Genomic DNA, 2,056 nt, shown 5'->3' on the forward strand with positions numbered 1-2,056 from the left:
TCTCGGCAACATTTTCTCTAACTGTTTACTAACCCTAATTTTGCCATTTACACCAAACTGATGCTAGGCCAGAAAAAGGTTATAAACTACGGTCAAAGCGTTGTTTGATGCGAGTAGCCTTACCAACGCGATCGCGTAAATAGTATAGCTTGGCTCGACGTACCTTGCCTCGACGGATTACTTTTATATTAGCAATTTTTGGAGAATGGAGTAGAAAAACCCGTTCCACACCAACCCCTTGGAAAATCCGGCGTACTGTAATCGTTTCATTAATGCCACCATTGCGCATGGCAATCACAGTGCCTTCATAGGGTTGAATCCGTTCCTTATTACCTTCTTTAATCCGTACCCCTACACGCACGGTGTCACCGACGTAGATGGTAGGGACGTTGTCCTTAAGTTGTTCCGCTTCTATGGAACGAATGATTTCTTGAGCATTCATGGTTTTTGCCTAAAAGCACCAGTTTTTGATTATATCCCAAAGAAAGACTTGAAGTCTAGAATTTTTTGGGAAAAGGTAGGACTTCAGCACCACTACCTGTGTCTGTGTCTGTCTATTTGGTGTAAATAGCTGATCTCGTAGGTGTATCTACTCTCTGTTGCTTGCTTTTTTTGCCTTGAGTACTCAAACGTACACCTATAATACCAAGGGCTAGTAAACCTAATGTAGCAGTAGGTTCATCAACTCTAGCCTCAGAGGAAAATCTAGCCTCAGATGACACTGGATACAGGAACTGGCGACCAGCGTAGTCATCGTTAACCAATGGGCTAAGGTTGGTGACTGGGTTCCCTGGAGCTATACCTAGTCCCCGGGATTCCATCAGAATATCTACGCCTGGGGTGTCAACACCAGGATCCTGATCTGGAACTGTAAACAATGAAAATGGTGAAGCAGCTGGATTGAGGGGATCGATTAGTTGGGCAATCGGGTTGCTCAATGTGGCTAGAGCTGTGGCGCTAGTACTGCCATCATAGTTGTCGTCGATAAATCTATTAGCACTGATGTCTCCTTCGATGTCCCCTAATCCAATGGCATGACCGATCTCGTGGGTCAACAATCGCCTGAAAAAGTCGAGGGTATATACTGTTCCGGCATTATTGTTGAAGGTCATATCTGCCCCGATAATGGCGCTTGAGCCTGCGTAATTTTCCGTTCCAGAAGTGAGAGTTACAGTATCGTTGATGTAATAGAAAAACGATTCACCTTGGGGTGAGGTATTTCCAGGATTCCAGAAAGTTGCATCTGTCGATGCCAACAGGTCAATCTCGGCACCATCTGGGTGAACGCCTCCTGTACCGGTTCCTATTACTGATGTCTCTAAATCTGCTACAAATGACAAATCGGTACCTAACCCAGAAACTGGGTCAACTACAGTCCAGGCGTTGAACGCAGCCTCAATGGCATTTTGAAACTCGTTGACACTAGGAACAATATCCCAGGTGAATAAATCTCGGTAAGCTTGATAGGAACCGCCCTGTAGTGAGTATCGCAATCCGCCGTCCAAGGAACGATCTTGTCCTTGGATAGTCCTTGGAGCTGCATCCCATCGGGAGCCACCTCCGAGTGTGTTACCAGACCGGTTAAAAATTACAAAAGCGTCAGAGCGTCCTGGGTTAGCAACTTCAATGGCGGCGAAGCTCAAAACAGACCCTAGGATGGCTAGTGATAGGTTTTGTGTCAGTTTGAGTAAATCCATAGGTTGTTTGTTTTTGGAGTTTGTTTTCATAAGATTTTTGATTTTCATACATTAAAATCTATTGGCAGATTAGTTTGCTCAATATCAAATGACCTGTTTTTTTGAAATCCGCTTTAATTCAATTAAATATCAAATTTAATTGAATAACATCAATAAAAATACGGAAATTTTATAAATCTAGTAAATTTTATGATTGCGAAATATAGCAGAAGTCAGAAGTCAGAAGTCAGAAGTCAGAAGTCAAACTCTTGCGCTTCTTGATGCAGTCGCTCATGGGGGAAACCCCCAAGACCGCGCTGCATCGCTTACAAAGGGTGTGAGACTTTTGTCATGTCCTAACTGCCCTGGCGACTGCTATA

General features: G+C 43.8%; 2 protein-coding genes. Both read right to left on the reverse strand.

Annotated features, from left to right (window positions below; all coding sequences use genetic code 11):
* Positions 1-79: 79 nt before the first annotated feature.
* Positions 80-442 carry a 50S ribosomal protein L19 gene (gene rplS, locus F6K20_RS35905; protein ID WP_287248026.1) on the reverse strand — a complete coding sequence of 121 codons (363 nt, stop codon included), beginning with the start codon at positions 440-442 and terminating at the stop codon, positions 80-82.
* Between the two features lie 112 nt (positions 443-554).
* Positions 555-1,727 (reverse strand): zinc metalloprotease, encoded by a 1,173-nt coding sequence (locus tag F6K20_RS35910; protein WP_131827128.1) that lies wholly within the window; start codon positions 1,725-1,727, stop codon positions 555-557.
* Between the last annotated feature and the right edge of the window lie 329 nt (positions 1,728-2,056).

This window comes from Moorena sp. SIO2C4 (assembly GCF_010672485.1).
In the GTDB taxonomy this organism is placed as follows: Bacteria; Cyanobacteriota; Cyanobacteriia; order Cyanobacteriales; family Coleofasciculaceae; genus Moorena; species Moorena producens.